The 24,380-nt window shown below is 35.0% G+C and carries 20 protein-coding genes; 6 read left to right on the top strand and 14 right to left on the bottom strand.

All coding sequences use genetic code 11. The features are described from left to right. Positions 1-14 precede the first annotated feature (14 nt). The 3 genes from IJE13_RS03880 to IJE13_RS03870 all read left to right on the top strand — a co-directional run bounded on the left by IJE13_RS03880 (position 15) and on the right by IJE13_RS03870 (position 2,020). Positions 15-803, top strand: a complete 789-nt coding sequence (locus IJE13_RS03880) for a sirohydrochlorin cobaltochelatase (protein WP_292777311.1) — start codon at positions 15-17, stop codon at positions 801-803. 181 nt (positions 804-984) lie between these two features. Further along, the gene (locus tag IJE13_RS03875; protein ID WP_292777309.1) at positions 985-1,692 is read left to right on the top strand and encodes a hypothetical protein; all 708 of its coding nucleotides are present in this window, start codon (positions 985-987) and stop codon (positions 1,690-1,692) included. A gap of 61 nt (positions 1,693-1,753) precedes the next feature. Continuing rightward, positions 1,754-2,020: a hypothetical protein gene (locus IJE13_RS03870; RefSeq protein WP_292777307.1), complete on the top strand. Its 267-nt coding sequence runs from the start codon at positions 1,754-1,756 to the stop codon at positions 2,018-2,020. A 58-nt stretch (positions 2,021-2,078) separates the two neighbouring features. On the opposite strand, the gene IJE13_RS03865 is transcribed toward IJE13_RS03870, so the two are convergent. The 4 genes from IJE13_RS03865 to IJE13_RS03850 form a co-directional block, all read right to left on the bottom strand. Then, positions 2,079-2,516, bottom strand: coding sequence for a hypothetical protein (locus IJE13_RS03865; protein ID WP_292777305.1), 438 nt, complete (start codon positions 2,514-2,516; stop codon positions 2,079-2,081). Between the two features lie 440 nt (positions 2,517-2,956). Beyond that, positions 2,957-4,882, bottom strand: a complete 1,926-nt coding sequence (locus IJE13_RS03860) for an endonuclease MutS2 (protein ID WP_292777304.1) — start codon at positions 4,880-4,882, stop codon at positions 2,957-2,959. A 147-nt stretch (positions 4,883-5,029) separates the two neighbouring features. Next, entirely contained in the window at positions 5,030-8,017 is a 2,988-nt protein-coding gene (locus IJE13_RS03855; protein ID WP_292777302.1) for a U32 family peptidase, read from the bottom strand. An 84-nt stretch (positions 8,018-8,101) separates the two neighbouring features. Further along, the gene (locus tag IJE13_RS03850) at positions 8,102-10,669 is read right to left on the bottom strand and encodes a U32 family peptidase (RefSeq protein WP_292777300.1); all 2,568 of its coding nucleotides are present in this window, start codon (positions 10,667-10,669) and stop codon (positions 8,102-8,104) included. A 237-nt stretch (positions 10,670-10,906) separates the two neighbouring features. Here IJE13_RS03850 and tmk point away from each other — a divergent pair, with 237 nt between their 5' ends. Then, positions 10,907-11,497: a dTMP kinase gene (tmk, locus tag IJE13_RS03845; protein ID WP_292777298.1), complete on the top strand. Its 591-nt coding sequence runs from the start codon at positions 10,907-10,909 to the stop codon at positions 11,495-11,497. Positions 11,498-11,570: 73 nt separating this feature from the next. On the opposite strand, the gene IJE13_RS03840 is transcribed toward tmk, so the two are convergent. The 5 genes from IJE13_RS03840 to IJE13_RS03820 form a co-directional block, all read right to left on the bottom strand. Beyond that, positions 11,571-11,777: a hypothetical protein gene (locus IJE13_RS03840; protein WP_292777295.1), complete on the bottom strand. Its 207-nt coding sequence runs from the start codon at positions 11,775-11,777 to the stop codon at positions 11,571-11,573. 80 nt (positions 11,778-11,857) lie between these two features. Further along, positions 11,858-12,823 carry a tyrosine--tRNA ligase gene (locus tag IJE13_RS03835; RefSeq protein ID WP_292777292.1) on the bottom strand — a complete coding sequence of 322 codons (966 nt, stop codon included), beginning with the start codon at positions 12,821-12,823 and terminating at the stop codon, positions 11,858-11,860. Between the two features lie 111 nt (positions 12,824-12,934). Further along, complete coding sequence (locus tag IJE13_RS03830; RefSeq protein ID WP_292777289.1) at positions 12,935-13,975, bottom strand: 60S ribosomal export protein NMD3; 1,041 nt, start codon at positions 13,973-13,975, stop codon at positions 12,935-12,937. Between the two features lie 103 nt (positions 13,976-14,078). Then, positions 14,079-14,486: a translation initiation factor IF-2 subunit beta gene (locus IJE13_RS03825; RefSeq protein WP_292777287.1), complete on the bottom strand. Its 408-nt coding sequence runs from the start codon at positions 14,484-14,486 to the stop codon at positions 14,079-14,081. 250 nt (positions 14,487-14,736) lie between these two features. Further along, positions 14,737-16,740 carry a minichromosome maintenance protein MCM gene (locus tag IJE13_RS03820; RefSeq protein WP_292777285.1) on the bottom strand — a complete coding sequence of 668 codons (2,004 nt, stop codon included), beginning with the start codon at positions 16,738-16,740 and terminating at the stop codon, positions 14,737-14,739. Positions 16,741-16,985: 245 nt separating this feature from the next. Here IJE13_RS03820 and IJE13_RS03815 point away from each other — a divergent pair, with 245 nt between their 5' ends. Next, positions 16,986-17,417, top strand: coding sequence for a hypothetical protein (locus IJE13_RS03815; RefSeq protein WP_292777283.1), 432 nt, complete (start codon positions 16,986-16,988; stop codon positions 17,415-17,417). A gap of 125 nt (positions 17,418-17,542) precedes the next feature. Here the strand turns inward: IJE13_RS03815 and IJE13_RS03810 are convergent, their stop codons facing one another. Beyond that, on the bottom strand, positions 17,543-18,169 hold the full coding sequence (locus IJE13_RS03810; RefSeq protein WP_292777281.1) for an RlmE family RNA methyltransferase: 627 nt from the start codon (positions 18,167-18,169) through the stop codon (positions 17,543-17,545). Positions 18,170-18,181: 12 nt separating this feature from the next. Next, a complete protein-coding gene (locus IJE13_RS03805) occupies positions 18,182-18,730 on the bottom strand; it encodes a metallophosphoesterase (RefSeq protein WP_292777279.1) in 549 nt (182 codons plus the stop codon). A gap of 309 nt (positions 18,731-19,039) precedes the next feature. Here IJE13_RS03805 and IJE13_RS03800 point away from each other — a divergent pair, with 309 nt between their 5' ends. Next, positions 19,040-20,131 carry a formate--phosphoribosylaminoimidazolecarboxamide ligase gene (locus IJE13_RS03800; protein WP_292777276.1) on the top strand — a complete coding sequence of 364 codons (1,092 nt, stop codon included), beginning with the start codon at positions 19,040-19,042 and terminating at the stop codon, positions 20,129-20,131. A 91-nt stretch (positions 20,132-20,222) separates the two neighbouring features. Here IJE13_RS03800 and IJE13_RS03795 read toward each other — a convergent pair whose 3' ends face one another. The 3 genes from IJE13_RS03795 to IJE13_RS03785 form a co-directional block, all read right to left on the bottom strand. Next, entirely contained in the window at positions 20,223-20,753 is a 531-nt protein-coding gene (locus tag IJE13_RS03795; protein WP_292777274.1) for a hypothetical protein, read from the bottom strand. A gap of 243 nt (positions 20,754-20,996) precedes the next feature. Continuing rightward, the gene (locus IJE13_RS03790; protein ID WP_292777272.1) at positions 20,997-21,371 is read right to left on the bottom strand and encodes a DUF5518 domain-containing protein; all 375 of its coding nucleotides are present in this window, start codon (positions 21,369-21,371) and stop codon (positions 20,997-20,999) included. Between the two features lie 164 nt (positions 21,372-21,535). Next, positions 21,536-24,136 (bottom strand): ATP-dependent helicase, encoded by a 2,601-nt coding sequence (locus IJE13_RS03785; RefSeq protein WP_292777270.1) that lies wholly within the window; start codon positions 24,134-24,136, stop codon positions 21,536-21,538. Positions 24,137-24,380 lie beyond the last annotated feature (244 nt).

The raw sequence follows: 24,380 nt of genomic DNA, 5'->3' as shown, positions 1-24,380 counted from the left end.
TTTAGGATGATATTATGAATGATAAGATTATTTTAGTGGTAAGTTTTGGAACTTCCTATAATGAAAACCGTGCTCTCACCATTGGAGCTATTGAAAAGGACATTGCGGAAGCATTTCCTGATTATGAGATGAGAAGGGCATTCACAAGTCAGATGGTCATAAACATATTGAAAAAACGTGATGACTTGGCAATTGACAATGTGGGAGAGGCTCTTGAAAGAGCATTGAATGATGGCGTAAAGACAGTCATTATCCAACCAACCCACATCATGAACGGTACTGAATATCATTTCAAGATCAAGGATACTGTAGAGAAGTATCTTGATAAGTTTGAAAACATTCCAATTGCAGATCCTTTATTAATCACTGATGAGGACTTTGAAGACTTGATTGCAAGCATAACCACTAAAGGGGACTATGATGATGACACCGCTGTAGTATTCATGGGTCATGGTTCTCCTGCAGAAAGTAATATGGTCTATACCAAATTGCAAGGAATGTTAAATGATAAAGGTTTCAACAATTATTACATCGGTACCGTTGAAGCCGAACCTGACTATGATGATGTTTTGGCTATGGTTAAAGAGAAAGACTATAAGAAGATTGTACTCAAACCATTGATGGTAGTTGCTGGTGACCATGCTACAAATGATATGGCTGGAGATGAGGAGGATTCCTGGAAATCAATGTTTGCATCAGAAGGCTATGAGGTTGAATGTGTCGTAGAAGGATTGGCACAATCCAAAGACATTAGGGATGTTTACATCAAGCATGCTCAAAAAGCCATTGATGGCTTGAATTAATTTATTTTTCATAAGGATTATTCCTTATTCTCTTTTTTTATTTTATTTAATCTATTTTTTTAAATTTAGTTAATTTTTTAGAATTATATTGTCCTATTTTTTTAAATTCATTACCTTTATATATTATCGTTCCCTTATTATATTTGCAATTAAAATTTAAAAAATATTTAAGGGTGATATTATGAAATGTTCTGCTTGTGGTGAAAAGTACTCAGATGAATTGGATTTCTGCCCGTTTTGCGGTGCATATCCTAAAAAGTTCTGTCCAAAATGCTTTTGTGAAGTGAATGATGGTGGAAAAGTATGCTCAGACTGTGGAAGTGAGCTTTTGCCATTTGAACAATTTAAACCTTATCATAATCTTAAGGAAAAGGCTTTAGAATATAAGGATAAGAATGATTTTGAGAAATCTGCTGAATGTTATGAAAGGATATTGGAAGAGTGGCCTAATGTTGAGGAAATAAATTTTCTTTTGGCTGAAAATTATGCATTTATAGGAGAGACTGATAAGGCTTTAAGGCAGTATGAAAGATTGGAGAATATCAATCCGGAATATGTCGGGCTATGTTCAAGACTGGCTAAGATATACATTGAAAAAGAGGAAATTGAAAAGGCGAAGGAATATCTCAAAAAGGAACATAAGGCACATCCATTTGAAAATGAGCACTATATCTATTGGATGCACATATGTTTTATCAAGGATGAATTTGAAAAGGCGAATAGAATCCTTGATCGTTTGTTTGCAATCGGCCCTAATGAAGATGACCTATTGATGTTCAAGGTCAACAATGACTTGAATCTGAAATATGTTGAGTATAATCAGGAGCTTGCAGATATAAATGAAAGGGTTAAAGAGTATTTGGAGAAGAATTTCAATATTTCCATTTAATCTTTTCTTTTTTAAAAAAGTATTCTATAGATGATTTACAATATGTTTAGGGGGTTGAAATATGGAAGTAATTGATGTAATTAATGAGATAGAAACCAATAATAATCCATTTCAAGACGGTTTGGATTATTATATGGATTGCATTGTGAATGTGAACAATGTCAGAACAAGATGCGACCAGATCAGTGTAGTTCAATGTGATATGGATGACTATGGCAGAAATGGGATTCAGATTTTGCTTGAACTTCGCAGAGGTGAGTGGATCACTTGGGTCTTCCTTGATGAAGTGGAATCCTTAGAGGTAAAGGAGTTTAAAAAAAGTAAATAAATTAATGGTTTAAGAAAAAAGAGTTGAAAAAGTTTTCAACTATTTATTAAACCACCATCTATTTTTTATAATCGTCACAAGTTGTCTTTTCGCTATTATCCTTAATGGAACAAACTCCATTCTGTGATAAAGCACAGTTTAAGCAGTTTTGTTCTTCTTCAGGATCTGGAGCTGCAACTATTTGTTGAATGGATAGTGTAAAAATGCCATTCAAATGTTCTCCATTGGTCTTTTTTGGGCCTCTGCCAACTATAGGGGATAAGCTTTTCATATAACATGGAATATCTCCGGTTCCTCCAATATCCACTTTGATTTGTTCATAAGTGTTGAATGTAGAGAAAAATTCTGCTCCTTCCTTCAATATATCTTGAGAAGCTTCAAATTTAAATATTAGCATTTTATTTTCCAAAGAAGTTATTTGAACGTACTTGTCATCAAAAATAAATTCTTCCCCATTTCCTTTTTTAAAAATAACTATTCTTGCAATCTCAGACATGTTTAATCTCCTAATAATATATGTATGATTATAGTCTCTAATAGTATATTATTGTTTGCATTTATCAAAACTAGTTTCATTGAAAATAAGTTGCTATCTAATAAGTTTATAAATTCAATTCTTAAATTCCCTCTTTTTACAAAATTATATATACAATTTTAAGTAAAGATTATATTGTCGTATCATATTTATGACTGATGTTTACGGTCCTTCTATGAGGGAAGCTTTAGCTGTCGATGATTAGGAGAAACCCGACATTAGATAGGCTGCCTGTTTCGAGGGTTACTCGTGGAGGAAAGGGTAAACTACCTGTGAAGCAAGAGAGTTAGTATACGGGCAAAATATCAATATTTAAAATATTTAATAATTCTTATAGATTAATTCCGGAGATTTAATCTATTTTATTAAATATCTTTTTTAGCTATTTTTTTTATTCTATCTTAAAACTTTTCCAAGATTCTGCCATATACCTTTTTAAGTTCAGGCGGTGAATTGTTGTACATTCTTTTTATGATCAGTTCTGGTGTACTCTTTGCAAGATAATTCATCTTAGGTGTCCTGTCCACAATCAAATTGTAGTTTTCATCAAGTCCTGTCGCTTCGATTCCATCTACACGAATATCTGTATATTTCATCAGCTCATTTGCCATATGTGTTACGATGATTGCAAAGGAATTGCTTTCCTCAATCATTTCAATGAAGCTGGAAATGATCTTTACAGCTGCTTCGAGTTCTGTGATTCCTTCAAGTTCATCCAATAGAACCAATTTTTCTGAGTCGCTTGTAACTATCGGCATGAATACATTCAGGAATGATTCGAATGCTCCTGCATCCAATGATCTCTTTTTGGAAAAGTGATAAATTTCATCCAACAATTTTATCTTAGCGGATTTGGCTGGAACAGGCAATCCCATTTGTGCAAGGATAGCTATTTGGCTGATTGTTTCAAGCAAGGTTGTCTTACCTCCGCTGTTTGCTCCAGTTAAGAGTGCAATGTTTTCCTCCTCATTCAATCTGTAATCCACTCTTTGAATATCCTCTGGGTTTGTTCTTTCCCTTAGGCATAGGTTCAGGTGCAATGCCTGATGAAGGTCATATTCATTGGCGAACTCAGGCTTGTTCAAGTCATAAAGATAGGCAAAGCAGCCTAATGCATATTCATAGTCAAACCTGATTATTTCTGCAACTTCCCTTTCAGCATCTTCCTTGATTGAAGCCAATTGTTCTGCAGCAGTGATCTTCTTGTCAAAATAATTATTCTCAGTGTTGGAGAGAATTTCCATCTTCACCCTTTCCATTTCCATGTCATCAATTTCGATAGGATATTTCTTTATGAATGGGTCGAAATCAATACCACTTTCTGCCTTGATTGTTTCCTTTGATTTACTTAAAATTTCGTTAAATATTTCTTCTATTTTTGCAGGTAAAGTATTGTTTAATAAACCGAGAACTTCATCTCCTTCAAGGTCTATGTTTTGAATCTTCCTTTCCAACTCTTGGTCTATATATCTCTTTTCAATATTAACAATTTCATCCAAATCCACATCTTTGGTCTTGTAGTTATCAAGTTCATCAAGTATAGGGCCAATGTCATTCAAGACAGTTTCCTCACCAAGAATGGTTTTTATTTTAGAGACTCTTTCAAAGAGATCCCTGTTCTCATTGAAGTAATCCAAGATGACTTCAGGAACAAGCTGATAGGTAGGAGCATCCTTGTTTATCATGATAAGATTAGGCATGTCTCCAAAGTCAAGGAACCCTTCAGTGTAGATGTAAAATATCAGTTCGTATCCCCTTAATTCCTCTTGGAGGAATGGGGAGTCAGATGCTGTCATAATGGTGTAATATTTGTTCAGGCCCAGATCCATCAGATAGTCTGCATCTTCATGGCTTTCCACAAGAATTGCCTTGCTTGCATCGTAATTTGCCTTGGCGATTTTAGGTTCATGAAGGTTTCTCATCAATTTATCCAGGTCATATATCGGCAGATTGCTGACTTTCTCTTTGGCATTCATTACAAAATCCAATCTTTCATTGATGATTTCCTCATCCTTTATAGGAGCAAGGAGCAAAATCCTATTCTTGGAGTATGAGGTGTTTGAATAGCTTAGCACTTTATCTATGATCTCTTCATAGAGTTGGACTGCCCTATCGCTTTTCAGGAATTTCTGGGCAGGGTTTCCAATCAATTGATTCATGATTTCAATGGCCTTTCTTTGGCTGATTCCATCAATATTGATCAGTCTCTCGAGGTCAAGGTTTTCAATGACCTGGTTCAGTTCCTCTTCTCCTCCCAATTCATTTATGATCTTTTGAGATAATTTATCTCCAATTCCCTTTATGTTCTGTAATTGTGCTCCTTCCATAAGATCACCTCAATTGGAAATTAAATAATTGATTATCATTTCAATATCATTAATTCTCTTTATTTTCATATTGATTTTTAAGTTTTTTGTTTTTCAATGCCTTGTGTTTCAAGATGATTTTGATATTGATTTCATTTTGAAAATTATTTATTTCAACCCTTTTTCAAAATTGGCTTTAGTTAGATTAGGACAATGTTTAGCTATTGCTTTTCTGGATTCTTCAATATCATTTTCCTTCTTGTCAATAAGCTCTCTGTAAACCTTTCCAATGTCTCTGATGTAGTCTAAGGATTTCCATCTTGCATCAATTGAAAAGCTGGAGATTCCTATTGATTTCAAATAGTCTATATCATCAAGCAAGCAAAGTTCCTCTGAATTTAGTATGATTATATTGTCTTCATTCAAATTGGTTTTGATTGGATAATGCTGATCTTTTCTATTTCTCAAATAGTATTCATTTGAGTCAATATAGTATTCATTTGCATTTCCCTTTCTTGATTTCTTTTTGTATTTATTGATAAGCTTTAATTGCTTTTTGGAAATAAGTTCCTTTCTTGTTATCATGGATTCTATGTTTCCATGAACCAATACCTCTAATTCTGGAATAGTATTGTTATTTTTTGGTAGTTCCTTATAGTAATCCTCCATCAAATCCTTGATGTTTTTCTTATATATCTCCGGAGATACACATAAGACTTCAAAATTATCCATCTCCAATACTGTCTCTATATTATATGCATTCAATGGATAATTTCCATAAAGATTGAGATTGAACTTATCCTTTAATGAATCGTGGAGTCCAATTAAGCTAGTCATTATGTCAATCTCCAGATTCATTTTCTTAAGAATGCCTATGATCTTTATTATGGATTCCTTTGTTTGCTTATGAGCGATATCTGGAAGTTTCCAGATCAGTTTATAATCCTGATTCCTTGAAATTTCAATAGCTTCCTTTAAGAAATTGACGCAATAGCTGATGTTAAGTTCATGCTCTTGAATGGATTTGTTTTCTAAGATGTTCTGGCTGATTTCCTCAAAGTCCTTGTTTGGAGGTATTTCCAAATAGATTCTATCAAAAATGGATTCGCTTTTATTAAGTTCCCTTAATATTTCCAAGCTATTTATGTATGCTGATAAGTTATATTTTTCAGCATTTGCCTTTGATTTCAAGTCTATTCTTTTTCTTAAATCCTCATTCAAGTTCCTTATATTCTCTTCAGCTATTCTTATGTACTCTTCATTTGGCCTGTAACTTTCAATGATTTCCTCTTCAAGTCTGTTGAAGAAAGTTCTTCTCAGCTCATTGATTTCACTTATCGGAGAGAATAGGCTTTTGTTATTGTTGATTGTAATCTTTTCAATATAGTAAGGCAAATCTCCAATCTTCAGCAATTGCTTTCTGATTGTTTCGTTGGAAATTGGCTTATTTATCGCTTCCTCCCAAGGATTTTCTCCTTTTACCTTGAGGGTGATTACCTTGCCATTGTCCAATTTGAGATTTCCCTTCAAATGAGGGTAATTGTCACTGTCTATTCTAAAGTAAAGTTCCAATAATGATTTTTTGATGTAATGATTTTCCTTTTTATGTGGAAGGTCCTTCACTTCATTCAACAATGAGTTTTTCTTTGTCAGGTAGACTTTTGAGCCTTTTTTAAGTGGGAAATTGATTCTCTTGTTTTCTCTAACCCTTTTGATGACCAACAATCTTCCTTCAATGTCCTTGTCCTTTTCCCTTTTTCTCCAATGCCTGTCTTTGGAGTCCTTCAATACAGGCTTTGAGGATATGTCGAATCCATAGGTTTGGATGTTATTGATTTCATCAGTTGGATTGATTTCCTTTTCAGCTCTTTTCTCTTTTCTTTTGGCTCTTTTATCCTGTTTTGTCTTTGATTTTTTAGTATCCTTAGTATTATCATTATTGTCGTTATTTTCCAAATTAGGAATATTTTCAATTAATATTCCGTCCCCCTTTTCTGGGATGTTTATGAGATTATCCTTTAGAAGGATATGGATCTCTTCAGTTTGAGGATTGTATCTGTGTATCTTTCCGATGTACAATCCTTGATGCCCTGGCTTTTTCCTGTTCATGATCATGGGATTGTTTTTAGGAATGAGATGTCCAGTTGTAAATTCCCTATTGAAGACCAATTCAAGCTCTTCAAGGGATTCCAGATTTTCCAATTTCTGCTCTTCTTTAAGTCTTTCAATGTTTTCCTTATCCTTTAGCTTTTTCAAGTCAGTGCTTCTTCCCTTTTTCCCTTTGCTCTTTCTTTCCAGCTCTTTGATATTCCTGTTCAATGCTTGGCTTGTCTTGTCATATCTTAATTTGTTAAGTCTTTTTCTATAGTTTTTGACAACAGTTGCAACATAATCATTGCTTCTCATTCTGCCTTCTATCTTAATGCTGTCCACTTCAAGATTGACTATCTCGTCAAGATGTTCGAATAATGACAAATCCCTTGGTGATAGGAGGTAGTCCCCTTCGGTTTTTGGATTTATTCTTTTGCTCTTGTTGATGTTCAATTCATACCTTTCCCTGCATGGCTGAGCGCAGGTTCCTCTGTTTCCACTTCTTCCTCCTTGCATGGAAGAGATCAGGCAATGTCCCGAATAGCTGTAGCATAATGCTCCATGAGCGAATATCTCTATTTCAATTCCAAGTGGATGTGCATAGTCAATGATTTCCTTAAGTTCATTTATTTCCATTTCCCTTGGAAGAACAACCCTTTTTATATTATGTTCGGAGGCCCATCTGATTCCTTCAATGTTGTGAAGGTTCATTTGGGTTGAAGCATGAATCTTAAGTTGGGGGATGTTTTCATTGATGATCCTTACAAGGCCGATATCCTGAATGAGCACTGCGTCAACACCCATTTTGTATAATTCGAGAAGGTAATTGCTAACCTTTTCCAATTCCCCTTCCTTGATCAATGTGTTTACAGTCACATAGACCTTCACATTATGCAAATGGGCATATTTCACTGCTTCCCTAATCTCCGGAACTGTGAAGTTTTCAGCATATTTCCTTGCTCCGAAGTTTTCTCCAGACAGGTAGATGGAGTTTGCACCGGACAATATGGCTATCTTCAAATGTTCCGCAGAACCGACAGGTGCTAATAATTCAGGCAATTTCATTCTTTTTCCTCAATGATAATTAATATTAATTTTTTGTTTTCTTTTAGTTATTTTAATTTAGTTTATTGGATTTAATTTCATGCATTAGCAGGATTTTTCATGTATTCGTCCGTTAATGAAGTTTCCTTTGTTCAATCTTGATAATGTGATGTTTTCAATTTGTTCTTTCAATAAGTTCAAGTCATAAATGTTGTCCTCTTTCAATGCCTGTGAATAGAGTGAGATTATTGTAGAACTGTACTGTGGAGATGAGAATCTGCAGTCGATTATTACAGAGTTCACTCCAGTGTCCTTGATCAGTTCCACTTCATCTATCAGGCATAAGCAGTCCTTATTGATGAAATGGCTGTGCCTATTGTAATCGAATACCACTTTGTATTTGAATTTCTTACGTTTCTGGTCTTCAAGTATTGCATAGTCTGAAGAGTCTTTGATTATGAAGTCTTTTCCATCATTAAGGTTTGAGAAATCATCCTTACTGCTCATCACTTCAAGGTTTCCTTGAATGATGATGTTCAAGTCAAGATCTTCATCATCAGTCCTGATAAACTGATATTTTGATACCAATTCCTTGATTTCTGTGTGTGACAATTCGGAGGATAGGATAACGCTTTTGAATCCGGAATCTGACAGGTTCTTAACATTATAGCTGTTCCAGACATTCAAGTTATGATTTCCATAAACCTTGTTCTTGAAGCTTTTAGCTATTCCTGGTGTGTCATACATGATTGGAATTCTTATATTCTCCTCTTCCAGTTCATCTATGATTTTGCTTATCCTTTCTATTTCCTCATCGCTGATGAATGATGATAGGACCAAGACCAGCTTGTCATCTTTATTTTCCTTTCCTTTGTAAACGATGGAATAAGCCTCTTTCAAGACGTCCTTAATGTTTTCAAAGTATTCCTCTTGACTGTTGTATGAGAAGGAAGGGTCGAAGAAATACTTGTGTATTGGCAATTTGGAAGTCATTTTCAAGAGTTCCAGATTGTCTGCGAATATTGAAAGTTTCAGCTTTTCATTTCTGACTGGAATCTCACTATAAGTCTTATACTCTTTTATGAATTGGCTAATTGCTTTGTTGGTTGCCCTGATTTCCTTCTTGTCTGGCTTGTAGTAATTCAATAAGAGTTCAGTAGCTTCATCAAGAACATTACGTCTTATCTTATTAAGCTTTCCAATTGGAATAAAGCTGTTTTCAGGCATGTCATTTATTGTCAGGTTATTGATGTAGAATGATGTTGAACCGGTTTTAAGCATTTGCTTTTCAATGTCTTCAATGCTTACAGGTCTTTTTTGGGCCGGTTCGAATCTGGTTTTGGAAATGTATCTGAAACTAAATTCCTCTTCCTTGTTTTCGTTGTTGATTCCCTTTTCCACAATCTTGAATTTGGCGCCAATGTTCAGTCTTAAGTCATCGGTCCATTTTATATCCAAATCCAGAGGGATGTTCTGTCTTATTGTTTCGTTCTTGAACTTCTTGAGATTGTCATGAGTTGATTTGGAATAGCTTAAAAGAACCTTATCTCCTTCTCTGACGTTTCTTGTTGTTTCAAGCTTGATGTAGTCATCGGTCTGTTCCTTGATGTTGTCGATATAGATTCCCTTGATCTTATCCTTGTATTTGAATCCGATTCCATCTCCAATGTCAAGGTTTATCTTGAATTCCTCGTTTTCCTTAGAGATAGTGATTAGGTCTCCTTCCTTTTCTATGATCTTTCCGATGTAGACTCCTTCGTGTCCGGAGCTTTCCCTTCCTAAAACCTGTCCTGGCTTCTGGTTGAGGATATAGCCGTCTGTAAATTGTCTGTTGAATACAAGGCTCAAGTCCTTGTCATAGTCTCCCTCATCCCCGTCGATCAAGTGCCTGTATGCATTTGTGATTGTTCCCACATAATCTGCAGATTTCATACGACCTTCAAGCTTGAGGGAGAACACTCCTGCTTTTTCTATTTCATCCAATCCTTTGTAGACTGCAAGGTCATGGGTTGAGAGCAGGTATCCGTTTCCAACATTGTAGTTTTTGTATTTCAGTTTGTATTGCTTACGGCAAGGCTGTGCGCATGCTCCTCTGTTTCCGCTGCGGCCGCTGTTGTATGATGAGATATAGCAGTTTCCGCTGAAGCAATAGCAAAGTGCCCCATGTCCAAATGCTTCAAGTTCCATGCTTATGTTTGATTCCTGCATTTTTCTTGACATTTCAGCTATTTTGTCAACGCTGATTTCACGTGGCAGGACTATTCTGGAGACATTGTTTTCAACAGCCCATAAGATACAATCATAATCGCTTAATGTCATTTGTGTGGAAGCATGGACTTCAAGGCCTGGGATGAGGTTTTTAATCAGTTCAATGATTCCCAAATCCTGCACAATAACCGCATCAACCCCTACTTTGTATAGATAGAATAAGTATTTCACAACATCCACAACTTCAAAGTTGTTTATTAGGGTGTTAACGGTCACATGTATCTTTGCCCCATTCAAGTGAGCATATTCCACACTCTTTTCAATTTCCTCTAAAGTGAAGTTCTTGGCAAATGCCCTTGCCCCAAACCTTTCTCCAGATATGTAAACTGCATCGGCCCCTGCATTGATTGCTGTAACCAGTATCTCATAGTCCCCTGCAGGTGCCAATAATTCAGGTAATGTCATTAAGTATCTCCTATAATCTTGATTGTTTTTATGATTGTATTCTTTAAATTGATTCTAGTTATTTAAAATAATCTAACTATTAATAAATATGTTAATTTTATTATATAATATTTATATAAATATGAGTTTAATTATTGATGACTTATATATTGTTTTTTATGAGAGCTTGTGAAAACTAATGGAATTAATAAAAATTTACAATAGAATTTATATATTTTTAAGAATAAATTCTATCTTATGTATATTGTATTGGAAGGAATAGATGGTGCTGGAAAATCAACTCAGATAAAATTATTGAAGGAATGGTTGGAGAGCAATGGTCTGAAGGTTGAGACAGTTGTTGAACCGACTGACATGGAAGTCGGAAAGCTTATTCGCGAGCTATTGACTCGCTCTGATGCTACAAGCGACACCATGCAAAAAACATTAGGTCTTTTGTTTGCAGCGGACAGACTTATTTTAATGGATAAAATCAAACAGCTAGAGAATGACAATGTTGTAGTAATCAGTGACAGATCCTTCTATTCAAGCTTATCATATCAAGAGCCGCAGGATTGGATTAATGAGATAAACAAATATGCCAAAATTCCGGATTTGGTCTTGCTCTTGGATTTGGACGTTAAGAAATCAGTTGAAAGATGTGATGGAACTGATGAATTTGAAAATGAAGAGTTCCTGACTGGAGTAAAACAGAATTACTTGGATTTGGCCAAATCCAATGAAAACTTCAAGATAATTGATGCAAATAATGGTCCGAATAAGGTATCTTCCGATATAAAAAAAGCTGTAGCTCCATTATTTGATATCTGTAAGGATTGTATCTTATAATTATAATGGAAAATTTAAAATAAAAATTTTAAGCTAAAATCTTAAAATAAAAAAGTTAAAAGAATTATTAGAGTTATCTTTTATCTAATTCTTCTAATCTTTCTTTCATAACTTGAATAATGTATTCCTGTGCTTTTTCAAGTTCTTCTTTTGTTCCTTGGAGTTTAGGTCCGAACTCGGTTTGCTTAAGTTCCACATCGAACTTTTCAAACACATGAGCAAGCATCTGTTCTCCAATCCCATTGGTAAGTTTCATTTCATATACTGGTTCTTCTTCCATACTATCCCTCTTTTTAATCTTTTTTTAAAAATTAATAATTATATTATTTAGATTATAATAGTTTATTCAATTATTTATACTTATTCTTGTGAATCCATAAAGTCTCTTACAGGCTTTAGGAAGTCAATTAAGAATTGTGTCATTGCATTTTTCAAATCCATTGGGTGGAGGTTTCCTTCACCGTACATTTGGTACAGCTCATCTTTAGTGAGTTCCAGGTTTCCGCCAAATTTCTCCGGTCTTTCTATGACTAAAGTGTCCTGTTGGCTGAAAACAAAGTGATCTGCAATTTCTAGAATTGGGTTTCCTTCGGTTTCTCCCATTGGACAGTAACTTTTCTTGATCTTGTCCTTGATTGTCTTTTCATCATCATCGACAGCGATGTAGTTTCCTTTGCTTGAGGACATCTTGTCATCACCGTCAAGGCCGTGAATCAATGGAGTGTGAATGCAGACAGGAGCTTCCTTTCCTATTCTAGGGAGGTTTTCCCTTGCCAACATTTGGATTTTTCTCTGTTCCATTCCTCCTAAGGCGACATCCACTTCCAAAGCGGACATGTCTGCAGTCTGCATCAATGGATAGACTACACTTGCCACTTTTGGGTTGTCGTCATGTCTGCTGACTTGATCCATACTTCTTTTTGCCCTTTTCAAGGTGGTCAATGTGGCTAATTGGTAAACGTCATTAGTGTATTCGCTTCCTGTTTGGAAAGAGGAACCTAAGATGTATTCTGTGTCATCTGCAAGTCCCAATCCTTGGAAGCATCTTTTATTGTACTCTGCAGTTTCAGCTATTTCCTCTACAGTTCCTTTACCATTCAAGAAAGCATGATAGTCTGCAAGCAGAATCTTGATTTTGAATCCCAATTCCTGCAATTGCTTAAGCTTCATTATTGTCACTGCATGACCTAAATGAATTTTTCCAGAAGGTTCATATCCAGTATAAGCGATTGGATGTTCTTTTTCGAGTTTTTCCTTTAATTCATCTACATCAATGATTTCCAATGTTCCTTCCTGAATTAATTCAATTTTCTCTTCAATGTTCATATAATCACACTTTTCTTTTTGAATCAGTTATTGATAATTTTTATAATCATGAATTTTAATTATTATGATTTGTTTTTATTTTCATTTTTCTTTTTTTTTAAAGCATTGTTTTTAGATTATATAGATTTTTCCATCTATTTTAATCACATCTATCTCTTCGCCGATTTCGTATCTTTCCAGTTTCTCATTCATTTCCAAATCAATCGGACTATAGTCGTCAGGGTCAAGAATCTGAAGGCTGTTTGGAGATTTTGCTGTAATGATTGCCTTTTGGATTCCTTCCAAATGTTCCATCTTTTCAATGGAATCATATTCTCTCCATTTCAAAGCTATTATGTCCTGATTTTCTAGGTTTATCACTTGGATTCTGTTTCCATCGACATCATTGATTTGATAGATGTTGTCGTGATATTTAACGAAATCATCCTTGACGAATTTTGGAAGCCTTAAGGATATCCAAATTCTGTATAGTCCCTTTCCAGTTGATTTGTCTTCGCTGATGAGTCTTGGAGATTCCTTGGTGCTTCCTCCAAACTCTTCCTTAAGATGTTCCACAACCTTCTTTGCGGATTTTAAGGAACCTATATAATAGTCATTTCCCTCTTTAAGCTTGGCAACTTGAGGGATGTAAGCCAATTTGTCCTTCTTGAATTGCTTTTCGATTGTTCTGCCGATTATCTCTTCTGCAGTTTTTATCTCCTCGTCCTTAAGCTCTCTGTCATCTGCACGGAGCTGTATCACTGCTTCATAGTATCCTGCATTTCTTTTGCTGCAATCAGGACAGACGGAGTAATTGATTTTCACATCCGGAGTGTGTGTTTCAACAACTTCCTCTCCTAAAACGGTTGCAACGGCTTCAACATAGCATTCTGCAATTGTTCCTCTCATCTGGTCGATTTCAAGTTCAATCTCCTCGTTTTCAGCCAAATCGGAAACGGTGATGTTTCTCTCCAATGCCCTATAGATGATTTCCTCTTCCGGAATGTATTCATCTTTCCATTTTCCCTCTTCCAACTTGGCATTGCAGTGCTTGCAGATGGTTACAGTGATGTTTTCAGGAATTTCCATAAGCTGGAATTTCTTTAAAAAGCAGTTCTTGCAGATTCCATCTATCATTTCAACATCGGTTGCACCGCATTCTGGACAAAACATTTTAAAACACTCTAATAAAAATCAAGCTTGAAAAAATGATTGGCATTTCAATTTAGAAAATAAATCTGTTTTTAATTAAAAAATAAAAAAATAAAGAAGAATATTATAATGGCTTAAGCGGAGCTTTTGCACCGCATGCTGCACATTTCAAGATGAATATTCTGTCTTCCCTTATGATCTTGGTATCCGGTCTGTTACATTCATGGCAGATAACATACTTTTCAATATAGTCATCAATCCTTTCATTGATAAGGAAATGATTGAATTTACCTTGTAGGATTGCTCTTACTCCTTCCAAGTTACCTGCAGTACCTAATTCTCTCAATAAGTATTTTAATACATGCTGTGGGTCTCTGTTTAAGGAGTCTGCCACATCTTTGAAATTTTGAATAAAGGTTCTATTACCTTGAATAACAGAGTATGCCTTTACAGGTTCAAATCTTTTTGTTTCAAATACCTCAGGAGGCAATTGATCAATAGCTCTGTTTAATAAACTGTCATAATCATCCATTCTTTCACCTCTATGAATAATAGTTATTAATTTTAATTTTCAATAATTATAATCAAATAAAATTTGAAGTCTTATAAAATTAGTATTTGAGTTATATTAATATAAATTATATTTTTTATCATTTATTAATGTATTTATTAATATGATATAATGGATTATATAATTAAATAAAACGAATATGAAATTGCTTAAAAATTCTTTAAAAAATAGAAAAATGCTTGAAATTAATCAAGCAAAAAATTTAATTTTTTTAATCCTTCAGTGTTTTTACTTGGCCATGACGAGGTTCGTAGATAAGCCCTTTAGATCTGAGTGTTTTTAAGATTTCATCAGTCTTCTCTTCACTTATACTGAAGTTTTCGCTAAGATGTTCTTTTAGAATATTAACTGGAACATTATCAAATTCCTCTTCCAATGTTTCAATCTCGGCCATCACAGTATTCATCTTATTTTTTTCAGAGGTCGGTGTTCTTCCTTCAACTCTTGCAATATCGATTTTGCCTGTATCTGGATCCATTCCGATTTTTTCCAAACACCATTTTTGCAAGCTTACAGCTCTAAGGGCATCTGAAGCTTCCACTTCATCTTTAAGTTGGAGTTTTGCACTGGCCTCAGCTAAACGGATGGTGGCCTCCAATTGCCTTGGAGTGATTGGCACTGGTGCATCCTCTTCCACGGCACCGCTTCTTACGGATACGTAAAACTCTTCTAAAACTTTTGTTGCACCATCTGTAAGTACAGGGTGAACATTTTTACGTGCATAAGCAATATATTTTCTAAGCAATTCAGGCTCTATGTCATATGCTATGTTGGAAAATTGGTGTGTCTTAAGAATATGTTGGGCCAATTCCTTATCCTTTTCCACATTTGGCTTGTCTTCAAGTACAAATGTCAAGTCGAAACGAGATAGGATTGGGGAAGGCAAGTCAATTTGGGATGCTAAAGCCTTATAAGTGTCAAATTTACCGAATTTAGGGTTTGCCGCTGCAAGAACGGAACATCTTGTATTCAATGTTGCCATGATTCCCGCTTTTGCAATACTTACTGTTTGCTGTTCCAATGCTTCGTGAAGTGCAGATCTGTCTTCTGAACGCATCTTATCCAATTCGTCAACACATACGTTACCTTGGTCCCCAAGCACCAATGCACCTGCTTCAAGGGACCATCCTCCAAGCTCGTCTCTAACTGCCGCTGCAGTCAGCCCTGCACCAGATGTACCTTTACCGCTGGTGTATACGCTTCTTGGAGCTAATTTTGAAACATATTTGAGTATCTGGGATTTACCAATACCAGGGTCCCCAACAATAAGAATGTGAATGTCCCCTCTCAGACGGGTTCCATCTTCCAAATCCTTAACTGCCCCACCGAAGAGCTGCAATGCAATAGCTTCCTTCACATGTCTGTGTCCTTTGATTGAGGGTGCAGTTGAATTGATGATCTTATCGTGTATATGAGGATCTTTAGATAATTCCAATATTTTTTCTTCATCCTCTTCACTAAGTTCCAATTCCTCAAATTCCTGTTCCAATGGTTCGATATGATTTACGTAAATGTAATTTTTGAATTTTCCACTTCTCTCTTCCCTAAATGTCTTTAAGGTTCCTGTGATTCTGACTTTATCTCCAGGATTCAATTCATCTACCAAATCGTCTTCCAGAACCATAAGCATTTGTTTTGGTTCGGTTCCTCCAGATAGGTTTTCCAAAGGTTCCTGCATTCTAGCGCTTTGTGTATCGATATATTTGGATTCCTCTTGAAGCAATCTGAAGGATCTTCCACCACATTCACTACATAATGAAGGTTCCATAATGCGGTTTCCAGAGGTTTGTTCCACTTCATGAAGTCTCATGCAACCTCTACATTCAAATACTCCTGTTTCAATACGAGGACGAATCTCATCAGTCTTTCTTACAATTCCATCAGCAGATACAAAGTTACCGATGTATTTACTCAATAAGTCGCTTAATGGAATGTTATTGTTAAGATTTTCAAATCTGATATTGAGTTCGGCATCTTTCATTAACGGATCGATATTCTTGATAGCCTTCTGTGAAGCTGCAATTACTTCATCAGGCTTTTCTATCAACAAATCCGCCAAATCAGGATCAAACATCTCCAAGTCTTCGTAATTGACTGTAAGTGACCTTTCATCAGGATATTTTTCTAAAATTTCAAATACATCATCCTTGTAAGTTGTTGAGAAAAACTCTTCAAATTTTGCAAGTGATGTTTTTGTTTTGTTAGTGGAATTCATTGTAATATAGTTTTTATATTTAATATTATAAAAGTTTATTTAATTTTTTAAATTTTAATTATAATCATATTGAAAAATTGTTTTGATTTCATTATAATTTTACTGTTTGATTATAATTTCACTTCTTAATTATAATTTTTTAATCCCTTCTTATTTTTCTAATCAATTGATAATTTTAAATATATGTAAATTTAAAACTAATAGTAACGCTAGTTTATTTTTTTAAATAATATTATGGTGAATTTATGAGAAAATCAAGATTGAATCTATTCAAATCAACTTCTATGCTAATTTCAGTTTTAGGGGTTATAATGATTATAGCTACTGTGGCTGCAATAGCTTATGTTGGTTTCAGTTTAGTCTCTTCCAGCTTGACCGGAGGTATCTCTTCAGGTACCCAATATGATCAGTTGGCTCAATTGAAATCAGATTATGCTGATTTAGAGGTTCTATACAATGATACTGGAAATAAGATTTATGCCATGAACAATATCACTTTGGAAAGAGAATATGTGAATGCACAGGTGGAACTTGTAAGGGTTCAAAATGATATAAGTGATGTTGAAAGTGCATTATCGATGAAAAAACCGGCTTCAGAAGTTGATAAAAGATTGCAACAAGCAAAAGATGATTTAAAAATAGCTCAAGAAGCGTATAATAGTTTATCAGTTAAATAATAATTTATTTAACTTACTTTTTTTATTTTTTTTAGTTTTAATTTTAATTTAAATTTTATATTTTGTAGAATGGTCATTTTTTAGTTTTTTTCTATTTTTTTAAGTTTTTTATATTTTTCAGATAATTATTTTTTATTTTTAGGTCCTTTTCTATAGCCTAATCCTACAATATACATTTCCTTGCTTCTTTGTCTTGAGGATGGAGGCTTGGTTGACTTCACTTTCCTGAAATCATATTTGATGCTGTCTAAAAGACGTTTGTATTCAGGGCCTTGGAATGCCTTGATTACCAGATTCCCTTCGGTTTCAAGGATGTTATTTGCAATCTTGAACACTGCTTCAACAAGGTCAACGGATCTTAAATGGTCCAAGTCCTTCACTCCTGTCAAGGAAGGTGCGGCGTCTGACATCAGGACCTTTACCTTTCCATTTGTCAATTCCATGACCTTTTCCTGTACGATTTCCTTTGTGAAATCCCCTCTAATGCCATAATAGTTAGGTTCGCGGAATGGCTTGATCCTATTCAAGTCAACTCCCACTACGATTCCATCTTCCCCTACCTTTTCCAATGCAACCTGAGACCATCCTCCAGGAGCTGCACCTAAGTCCACTACAGTGTCTCCCTCCTTAATGATCTTGTATTTCTTATCAAGTTGCTTGAGTTTATATGATGCTCTTGAACGGTATTCTTCACTTTTAGCTCTTTTATAATAAGGGTCATTTTTCTTTTCCATTTGCCATTTGCTTCCCATCTTAACCCTCCTTTATTTTTCTTTATCCTTTTTGGCTTTCTCTTCATAGAAATTCAATGCTGAACAGACAGGCCTTCCGGTTTGAACGAATTCTATGCTGATATCGTTTCCATTTATTTCCATCAATGCAACAGACGGATCAGACAGTCTTGGATTTGTCGGACTTCCTGGATTTACCAAAATGACATTTTTTATCTTTTCAAGCTGTGCCACATGTGAATGTCCGCTTACTAGAATGTCCACTTCCAATTGGAGTGCGTGGTAATATAATTGCTGTGTGTCTCCTCTAGGATAAACCTCTCCATGTATCACTCCAATCTTATGGCCTTCCACTTCAATAACCCTTGAAACAGGCAAATCAATGTCTCCATGGACCCTGTCCATATTCCCTTCAACTGCAACTACAGGAGCTATTGCCTCAAGTTCATCCATGACGCTCCCGCTTGTTATGTCTCCTGCATGAATGATCAAATCCACTCCTTCAAAGGTTTCCAAAACTGTTTGAGGAAGCTTTACTCTTCTATCTGGAATATGGGTGTCTGATATTAATCCGATTAGCATATTTTCACATTGAATATTTTGTTAATAATTTGAATAATCTATTATTTGGTCTAACAATAATAAATTTGTTTAATATAAATTATATAGTTTTTTGGAATTTCCTTATTTTACTCTAATTTTTTATTATTTTTTATTATTTTTTACTATTTTCTATTAAAAATTAGAAATTAATTTAGTTTCATATCATAGCAATAAAATTTCAATAATAAAACTTTATAAGTTTATAAAAATATAATATTATTATCGATAAATATCTTGTTATATTTATGATTCATTTCTGAGAAAAATATTTCGTTCAGGAGATTAAAAATGGGAAAAGTTAGTAAAGAAAAAATATTGGAGATTTTGGAAGGATATGATAAAGACAATATCACTATCGCAACTTTAGGTAGTCACACTTCTTTGCATATTCTTAACGGTGCTAAACAGGAAGGATTTAGAACTGCTATTGTATGTGCAAAAGGCAGGGAAGTTCCTTATCAACGTTTTGATGTTGCAGATGAATATATCATTGTCGATAAGTTCGAAGACATTGTAAACGAAGATGTTCAACAAAAATTAAGAGACATGAACGCAATCGTCATTCCTCATGGATCTTTTGTTGCATATGCAGGTTTAGACAATGTTGAAGATAAGTTCAATGTGCCAATGTTCGGTAACAGAGACATCTTAAGATGGGAAGCTGAAAGAGACTTGGAAAGAAAATTGCTCGTAAACGGTGAAATCAGAATCCCAATGAAATATGACGACCCTGCAAAAATTGACCGTGCTGTAATGGTTAAATTCCCTGGAGCAAGAGGTGGAAGAGGATACTTTGTAGCTTCATCTCCTGAAGAATTTAATGAAAAGATCGATGCAATGAAAGAACGTGGATGGATTGAAGATGCAGATGTTGAACAAGCTCACATTGAAGAGTACGTATCCGGATGTAACTACTGTATCCACTACTTCTACTCAGCATTGAATGATGAAGTTGAACTTATGGGTATGGACAGCAGATATGAATCCAGCATTGACGGATTCGTAAGAATGCCTGCTAAAGACCAATTATCCATTGACATCAGCCCATCCTATGTTGTAACCGGTAACCACCCTGTTGTAATGAGGGAATCATTGCTTCCACAAGCATTTGAAATCGGTGACAAATTGGTTAAAAGTGCTGCAGAATTAGTAAAGCCTGGTTTAAACGGTCCATTCTGTATCCAAACTCTTGTAAACGATAACCTTGAAGTTGTTGTATTTGAAACAAGTGCAAGAACTGATGGTGGTACAAACACCTTCATGGAAGGTTCTTCATACAGTTACCTCAAATATGGTGAAGGTATGAGTATGGGAAGAAGAGTTGCACGTGAAATCAAGAATGCACTCGAAAATGGCGGATTTGAAAAGATTATTACATAAATTTAATTCTCTTTTCTTATTTCTTTTTTTTAACTTTTTTTATTTTAAATTTTTATACTGATTTTTTTATCTGGTTTTGATTCTTTTTAGATTATTTTTTCCTTCTGCTTTTTGGAAGGAATAGGTTTGCAATGTTCTTTTTGACATCACCAGTGTCTTCGAACTTTTTCTCTTTAGGTTCTATAGGAACATTTTTAGTGCCTTTAATTCCTTTTGCGGCATCATATTCCTCTTTAGCCCTTGCTCTTTCCTGATAGAGGTAAGCTCCAAAGAATGCCATCAATGCACCAAGACCTAATATTGCAACGCTTGTTATCAAATCCCCTATTTCTGTAGGGGTATAAGCTCCTAAAAGCCCTCCGAATGCCAAATACAATAATGGTGTCGCACCGACAATACCTAAAAGAACAGCCTTAAGATATGATTTTGCCTGATAACCGATGTAAAGCGGTCCAATAGCTGCAAATGCCATTAAAAGATCTATCCCATATTGATTTGCAACAAGCGGGAAAAACGCATATGCTCCTGCACCGAATATTAATGACTTTAAATCTATGTCTGGTAAATTAGTGTTTTTATTCCTGTTTCCTTTAGGTTTCCTTGCCTTCTCTGCATCTACCATTAAATCACCTAAAACTAAAAAATTATATCTTTATTAAAATAATTATCTTTTATTCAATTTCTTATTAATTTTTTATTTTTCATATAATTTAAAGTTTAATATTTTTTTAATAAAATAAGGATTTTCAATTGATGAAAATGGGAAAGATAAAGATAAAACTGGTTTTAAAACGAAAAATAGTGAAAAAAGATTATAAAAATAGAAAAGATTAGAAAAAATAAATTTAAGAAAAATTAAAAAATATTAATTTTTCTCTTTAGATAAGGCTCCACCGAGAGCACCGGTTATTCCCATAACTATCATATATTTGATTATATTATAGATAATTACAAACAGGCTTGAAATTCCAGAGATGGTAAATCCGGTAAGTCCTCCAAGAGGTCCCATCAATGCGGTTCCACCTATGGTAACAAGTATTATGAATAGGACGGATGCTACAATTGTTCCGAATGCTCCTGCAAGTGCTGCATTCCACATTCCTCCAAGTATTCCTTCGTGAGCCATGTATCCGACAATGAATCCCACAATCAAAAGACCCCAGAATTCATAATGTCCAAAGAATAAATAAACGACTAATGTCAATAGAAACCCTAAAATAACTGAGTTCATCTTAGCCATCATATCACCTCATTTTTACATTAAATCTTTAAATTACAATAGTTTCATTTATTATAATTTATTACGTATTTAAATATAGTCATCAAGTATTTAAACTTTACTTTTTTAATTTAAGTTTTTTTAATTTAAAAATTTTTAAAATATGTTCATATTAATAAAATTTTTCAATAATAATCATTTTCCATTTGCTCTTTTATTTTCTCTATGACTGCCCTATGCATTCTTTTGGTAAATTCAGACTTGTCATTTTGTTTCAGGACTTCAAGGTATCCCTGTGAGACGAGATTGAATGCAAATGGACTTGGAATGATTGTATTTATTGTCTTTATTTCCATCTCTCCGCTATGGATCCATGAAATGACCCTTTTCGCATTTTTTATGTCCATATAATCTTCAGTGGCTTCCCTTCTTGATTCCTTGAGGATTGGGAAATTATTGTCCATTTCCTGAATGTATTTGAGCAATATCTTTCCTCTGACCTGCTGTCTTCCTACAGACTTTTCATGACCCTTATACCTTCTTAATGTCATAAGGGATCTTCCGGCGCAATGCCTGAATCTGCTAGCCAATGTTTCGGTCTTGTCAAGTGACCTTATCAATATGTTCTCAAAATTGGTCGGAGTCAGTCTCTTCAACGCTTCCAATGCACCCATCTTGCCGTCTGAGCTTAAATAGAATCCATTGTCTGTGATTGAAATTGTAATGTTCCTTTTGTTTCTGTCACTTGCAACATAAGCCACAGCCCTTGCAATCGCATCATTTGTCTTTCTGCCGAACAGGCTATGGAAAACAACGAATTTCCTTCCTCCAAAACCTGTATAATACTCAACAAGAAGCTTTTGCTTATGTGGGATTTGGGCATATAGGAACTGTTCATTGAAGTATTCGTAAATGGAATTTGCCGCAAATTCGTCAACATAAAGGTATTCATGGAGGAATTCTATTATTTCCTCCTTGGACCTTCCATATTGGAACTTGCTTTCAAGAATGTATCTGAACCTTTGAATGTCAACTGCAAGGTCAAATGCCAGAGGCAGCTGTTCGGAATACCATGAAGGAATTGTAGGTGGTCCTGATGCCGGAGAGACATTGATTGTCATTCCCTTTCCATAATTGAACTTATATGTTCTTCCACCGAGGACAAAGCTGTCTCCTTTTTTTAGCTTTTCCATGAAGCCCTCTTCAACCTTGCCGATTGCCTCGCCATCACATTTTACGATTACCGCAGAATGGTCTGGGATTGTTCCTATATTTGTTGAATAAAGCATTCTTGCCAGTTTTCCTCTCTTTCCAAAGGTATTTTCCTTATAGTCAATCCAGATTTTTGCATAAACGTAACGCTCTTCAAGCTCCACATATTCTCCTGCCAAATAGCTTAGGACATCTTCGTAGTCGTCCCTTTCTAGGTCCTTATAGCAATAGCTTTTTCTAATTACATCATAGGCATAGTCAATGTCCCAAGGGTTTTCGATTCCCATTCCATAGATATGCTGTGAAAGCACATCCAAGCAGTCCTTTGGAATCTTAATATTGTCGATTTTCCCTTCCTTTGCATTCTTCAATAGCACGGAACATTCCACAAGTTCGTCCCTATCTGTAACGATTATTCTTCCCTTTGACTTTTCATGCAGCCTATGTCCGCTTCTGCCTATTCTCTGCAATGCCCTTGAAACTGATTTCGGAGAGTTGATCAGTATTACAAGGTCGATATAACCGATATCAATTCCAAGTTCAAGTGATGTGGAGGACACTACGGCTTTCAGTTCTCCCTTTTTGAGTTTTTCCTCGGTTTCCAATCTTGATTCCTTGGATAGTGAGGAGTGGTGAGCCATAATGTTACTGTTGTTGAAGTGCTCTCCATAGAGCTTTTTAAGATTATAAACGTAGCGTTCAGTTGCGCTACGGGTATTTGTGAATATCAATGTTGTCTTGTGTTCCATCACCAGGTCATCAATCAGTGCATAGGTTGCCATCCTTGTATCCTCATCGTCAGCTATTACAATATCGTCAACTGGAGAGATGACTTCTATATCCAATTCCTTCAGATAGTCTATATCAACTAGAATGCAGTCCCTTTCTATTCCGTATTCGTATCCAACAAGGAATTTTGCAACCTCTTCAAGGGGGCTGACTGTAGCGGAGAGTCCAATCCTTGTATATCCCCCTATCAGATGCTGCAATCTCTCAAGAGACAAGCTTAAATGGACTCCTCTCTTGTTTTCAGCCAATGAATGAATCTCATCCACTATCACATATTTCACATGTGAAAGCTTTTCCCTGAATTTAGGGGCGACGAGGAGTATTGACAATGTTTCGGGAGTTGTAATTAGGATATGTGGAGGGGATTTCAACATTTTTGTTCTTTGGTATTGGGTGGTGTCTCCGGTTCTTACGGCTTTTCTAATTCCCAAAGGCTTTTTAGCTATCTTTTCTATTTCCCTAAGTGGCTGGTCCAGGTTCCTTTCAATGTCATTGTCCAAAGCCTTTAGTGGAGATATGTAAATGCAGTATACTTTATCTTCAAGCTCTCCCTTATCGGCAAGTTCGGTCAATTCATTTATGACTGATAAAAAAGCGGTCAGAGTCTTTCCAGATCCTGTTGGTGATGAGACAAGTATGTTCTTTCCCTTATGAATTTCAGGAATCGCTTGTTTCTGTGCAGGTGTAAAGTCATCAAAGTTATTCTCAAACCATTCTTTTACGTAAGGATGGAGATTTTTATAAATCTCTTTTTTTGAATAACTTTTTGTCTGTTTTCTTATCATATTATCAATTCTTATTTGGTGGTATAATTTATATCTAATCTTCTGTTTTAAATACTGTACTAATTATTTTATGTAATTTATTTATTTTATAGTTTAGTTAATAATTCGTTTATAGTTTAGTTAATAATTCGTTTAACTTTAAGTTTTTTATCCGAATTAATTTAAATATTAGTTTTAACTTAAATATTATTAAATTAAAAATTTAGTTTGATGGCATGAATTTTTTATTTTTCATGACTATTTT

Origin of the sequence: Methanobrevibacter sp. (assembly GCF_017410345.1) — an archaeon.
Taxonomy (GTDB): domain Archaea; phylum Methanobacteriota; class Methanobacteria; order Methanobacteriales; family Methanobacteriaceae; genus Methanobrevibacter.
The sequence above is the reverse complement of the archived record's forward strand: the minus strand, read 5'-3'. Positions and strand labels throughout refer to the sequence as shown.

What these genes read in the sequence shown, in the direction of transcription:
- IJE13_RS03865 (WP_292777305.1), bottom strand. Translation starts at nt 2,516, where the DNA reads ATGTCTGAGATTGCAAGAATAGTTATTTTTAAAAAAGGAAATGGGGAA.
- IJE13_RS03840 (WP_292777295.1), bottom strand. Translation starts at nt 11,777, where the DNA reads ATGGAAGAAGAACCAGTATATGAAATGAAACTTACCAATGGGATTGGA.
- IJE13_RS03795 (WP_292777274.1), bottom strand. Translation starts at nt 20,753, where the DNA reads ATGGTAGATGCAGAGAAGGCAAGGAAACCTAAAGGAAACAGGAATAAA.
- IJE13_RS03855 (WP_292777302.1), bottom strand. Translation starts at nt 8,017, where the DNA reads ATGAAATTGCCTGAATTATTAGCACCTGTCGGTTCTGCGGAACATTTG.
- IJE13_RS03830 (WP_292777289.1), bottom strand. Translation starts at nt 13,975, where the DNA reads ATGTTTTGTCCAGAATGCGGTGCAACCGATGTTGAAATGATAGATGGA.
- IJE13_RS03835 (WP_292777292.1), bottom strand. Translation starts at nt 12,823, where the DNA reads ATGAACATTGAAGAGAAAATTGAATTAATTCAGGAAGGAACATTGGAA.
- IJE13_RS03875 (WP_292777309.1), top strand. Translation starts at nt 985, where the DNA reads ATGAAATGTTCTGCTTGTGGTGAAAAGTACTCAGATGAATTGGATTTC.
- IJE13_RS03870 (WP_292777307.1), top strand. Translation starts at nt 1,754, where the DNA reads ATGGAAGTAATTGATGTAATTAATGAGATAGAAACCAATAATAATCCA.
- IJE13_RS03785 (WP_292777270.1), bottom strand. Translation starts at nt 24,136, where the DNA reads ATGATAAGAAAACAGACAAAAAGTTATTCAAAAAAAGAGATTTATAAA.
- IJE13_RS03860 (WP_292777304.1), bottom strand. Translation starts at nt 4,882, where the DNA reads ATGGAAGGAGCACAATTACAGAACATAAAGGGAATTGGAGATAAATTA.
- IJE13_RS03790 (WP_292777272.1), bottom strand. Translation starts at nt 21,371, where the DNA reads ATGGCTAAGATGAACTCAGTTATTTTAGGGTTTCTATTGACATTAGTC.
- tmk (WP_292777298.1), top strand. Translation starts at nt 10,907, where the DNA reads ATGTATATTGTATTGGAAGGAATAGATGGTGCTGGAAAATCAACTCAG.
- IJE13_RS03880 (WP_292777311.1), top strand. Translation starts at nt 15, where the DNA reads ATGAATGATAAGATTATTTTAGTGGTAAGTTTTGGAACTTCCTATAAT.
- IJE13_RS03820 (WP_292777285.1), bottom strand. Translation starts at nt 16,740, where the DNA reads ATGAATTCCACTAACAAAACAAAAACATCACTTGCAAAATTTGAAGAG.
- IJE13_RS03815 (WP_292777283.1), top strand. Translation starts at nt 16,986, where the DNA reads ATGAGAAAATCAAGATTGAATCTATTCAAATCAACTTCTATGCTAATT.
- IJE13_RS03805 (WP_292777279.1), bottom strand. Translation starts at nt 18,730, where the DNA reads ATGCTAATCGGATTAATATCAGACACCCATATTCCAGATAGAAGAGTA.
- IJE13_RS03825 (WP_292777287.1), bottom strand. Translation starts at nt 14,486, where the DNA reads ATGGATGATTATGACAGTTTATTAAACAGAGCTATTGATCAATTGCCT.
- IJE13_RS03810 (WP_292777281.1), bottom strand. Translation starts at nt 18,169, where the DNA reads ATGGGAAGCAAATGGCAAATGGAAAAGAAAAATGACCCTTATTATAAA.
- IJE13_RS03850 (WP_292777300.1), bottom strand. Translation starts at nt 10,669, where the DNA reads ATGACATTACCTGAATTATTGGCACCTGCAGGGGACTATGAGATACTG.
- IJE13_RS03800 (WP_292777276.1), top strand. Translation starts at nt 19,040, where the DNA reads ATGGGAAAAGTTAGTAAAGAAAAAATATTGGAGATTTTGGAAGGATAT.